This window comes from Tychonema sp. LEGE 07196 (genome assembly GCF_963890365.1).
GTDB lineage: Bacteria > Cyanobacteriota > Cyanobacteriia > Cyanobacteriales > Microcoleaceae > Microcoleus.
Genome location: NZ_CAWPRX010000221.1, coordinates 1 through 3,409, shown reverse-complemented (window position 1 = coordinate 3,409; position 3,409 = coordinate 1). Strand labels below are relative to the sequence as shown.

The 3,409-nt window shown below is 43.2% G+C and carries 1 protein-coding gene; it reads left to right on the top strand.

Going from position 1 to position 3,409, the window contains the following annotated elements:
- Nucleotides 1-278 precede the first annotated feature (278 nt).
- Nucleotides 279-3,284 (top strand): right-handed parallel beta-helix repeat-containing protein, encoded by a 3,006-nt coding sequence (locus tag AACV78_RS28275; protein ID WP_194013099.1) that lies wholly within the window; start codon nucleotides 279-281, stop codon nucleotides 3,282-3,284.
- Nucleotides 3,285-3,409 lie beyond the last annotated feature (125 nt).

Here is a 3,409-nt window from a genome sequence, read left to right as displayed (position 1 = left end):
CCCCCCTACTCCCCCGGATATTCTGGGAGTAGGGGGGTATGGGTGGGGGAGCAAGAGGTGCGTATGAACGAGAAATACAAAGGTTTTTAGGGTTGACTTGACACCAATGCAACAGACACCTTACCTGTGGCATTTATGTAAATAAATATAAATTGCCGAGCCAAGTAAAAAAAAATGCGCGCAAGTTGTGATAGCTTTGAGCAAGAACACGATTTGTGGATGTCCATTTTTTGGGCAAGCATCAGGGCAATTCAATTTATATAGATTAGATAAACCAAATGGAAGCATTACTTTTATTAATAGGATTTGGAGGCGGGGCATTAGTCTGCTGGCTAATTTTGAATAAGCGAAATTCACGAAATTTGGTGCGGATGCACGGCTCGCAGGAGGCTATATCGAAGTTAGCGTCGCAGTTGGATGCCAGAACTTCGGAATTGCGCCAAAAAACTGAGATGGAAAATCAGCTTAATTCTGAATTGTCTGAGTTACAAAATCGCTTGGAAAGTGTGACTGGCGAGCAGGATTTATTAACTAATCAGGTGTCGGAATTGGAAGGGTTTATGGCCCAAATTGCTGAAGAGCGATCGCAAGTTGATGCTTTGATTGCTGATTTGCAGTTTCAGTTAGAAAGCGCAGGGCAAGCTCAGTCGCAGTTACCGGAATTGGCGGAACTTCAAAATCAGCTACAAGTTGCGGATCTGGAGCGATCGCAACTTGTAGCTCAAATCCTGGAAATGCAAGCAGAGCGAGAGGCGCTGGATGCAGAGAGCGCTCTATTTCGCGATCGGCTATCGGAATTTGAGAGTCAGTTGGAAACAGCCAGTCAAGGCAAATTGCAGCTACAGTACCAGTTGTCGGAAATTCAAATTAAGTTTGAGCGCTCAATTCAAGATCGGGAGCAACTGCATTCTCAACTGTCGAAGTTGCAAGCTCAATTGGAAAGTGCAGAACAAGAACAGGAAATACTCAATTCTCAATTGGAAACCGCCCGCCAACAAGCAGAACAACCTCAATCTGAATTATTAGAGTTGGAAACACAGTTAGAAGCTGCCCATCGAGATAAAATGCAGTTAAACTCTCAATTATCGGAGCTGCAAAATCAATCAGAGACAGTTATTGGGGAGCGAGAACAACTGCTTTTTCAGTTGTCACAATTGCAGGATAAAGTAAATCCCAGCGAGGGAGATAACTCCCAACTTATGTATCAATTATCGGAACTGCAAGCTCAATTAGAAACTGCTAACACTGAGCAATCGCAGCTTGCGGCTCAACTCTCGGAGTTCCAAAGTCAAATCGAGCAAGCCAACCAAAATCAAAATCAACTACAATCTCAAATATCCGAGTTAGAAACCCAGTTAGAAAGCGCGCATCAAATTCGCTCAGAATTAGAATCGCAGCTTGCGGCTCAACTCTCGGAATTTCAAACTCAAGTCGCGCAAGCCAACCAAAACCAAAATCAACTGCAATCTCAAATATCCCAGTTAGAAACCCAGTTAGAAAGCGCGCATCAAATTCGCTTAGAATTAGAATCGCAGCTTGCGGCTCAACTCTCGGAATTTCAAACTCAAGTCGCGCAAGCCAACCAAAACCAAAATCAACTGCAATCTCAAATATCCCAGTTAGAAAGTCAGTTAGAAAGCCCGAATCAAATTCGCTCAGAATTGGAATCACAGCTTGCGGCCCAACTCTCGGAGTTCCAAAGTCAAGTCGAGCAAGCCAACCACAATCAAAATCACCAACAAGCTCAGATATCTAAGTTAGAAACTCAGTTAGAAAGCGTGACTCAAATTCGCTCAGAATTGGAATCACAGCTTGCGGCTCAACAGTCGGAATTCCAAACTAAAATTGACACAGCCAACAAAAATCAAAATCAACTGCAATTTCAAATATCCGAGTTAAAAACTCAGTTAGAAAGTGTGACTCAAATTCGCTCAGAATTGGAATCACAGCTTGCAGCTCAACAGTCGGAATTCCAAACTCAAGTCGAGCAAGCTAACCAAAACGAAAATCAACAGCAATCTCAGATATCCAAGCTAGAAACTCAGTTAGAAAGCGTGACTCAAATTCGCTCAGAATTGGAATCACAGCTTGCAGCTCAACAGTCGAAATTCCAAACAGAAATTGACACAGCCAAGCAAAACCAAAATCAACTACAGTCTCAAATATCCCAGTTAGAAACTCAGTTAGAAAGCCCGAATCAAATTCGCTCAGAATTGGAATCTCAGATGGCAGCTCAACAGTTAGAATTTCAAACTAAAATTGACACAGCGAACCAAAATCAAAATCAACTACAATCTCAAATATCCGAGTTAGAAAGTCAGTTAGAAAGTGTGACTCAAATTCGCTCACGATTGGAATCTCAGTTAGAAACTGCTAACAAAGAACGATCGCAACTTGATGCTCAAGTCTCAGAACTTCAAAGTCAAATTGAGACAGCCAACGAGAATCAAGCTCAATTGCAACGTCAAGAAGCTGAGTTAGAAGCTCAGTTAGGAACAGTCAATCAAGAAAGCTTGGAGTTACAATCGCCAATTGTCGAAAAGGGCGATCGAGAAATTCCCAAGGCTAAATTAGCAGACAAAATTGAAGAATCCACCTCACAACCAATAGTTGATAAAAGTCAAGGCATTGTCGTTTGCCAAGAAGGTCAAGGCGATTATACTACTATTAGCGAAGCCGTAAAAAATGCGGCTTCGGGTACGCGCATTTACGTACAGCCCGGTTTGTATCGAGAAAGTTTAATCATCGACAAATCTGTGGAAATTATCGGCGGCACAGAAGCCGGTAGCGTCACTGTGGAAAGCACCGACTCAAACTGCATTCAAATGCAAACAGACAGCGCTTTAGTCCGAAATTTGACGCTGATCGCCACTGGGAAATATTATGCTGTAGATATTCGTAGAGGCGAGTTAATTTTAGAAGACAGCGACATCACTTCTGCCAACTATTCTGTGGTGGTAATTTGTGGCTCCGAGGCGAGTTCAGTAATCCGCCGCTGTCAAATTCACGATGCAATATGGAACGGGATTTTTATCTCGGATAATGGGAAAGCAACGGTGGAAGATTGCAATATTTATAATAACGGCAGTCTGGGAATCGGTGTTGGATTGGGAGGAAAATTGATCGTGCGCCGTTGTCGGATTAATAGTAATGAAGGTGAGGCGATTGTAGTTTACAGAGATGGCATTGCTACAGTAGATGATTGCGATTTAACGGGTAATACTGGCGGTGCTTGGCGGATTGCAGATAACGGATACGTGCGCGGCAAAAATAATCAAGAATAGAAGAAGGCAGTTGGCAGTTGGCAGTAGTCAGTAGTCAGTTGGCAGTAGTCATTAGAACTCTTGCAAAAATCCAAAGCACCCCACCCCAACCCTCCCCTCCCGCGGGGAGGGAGCAAGATTATTCT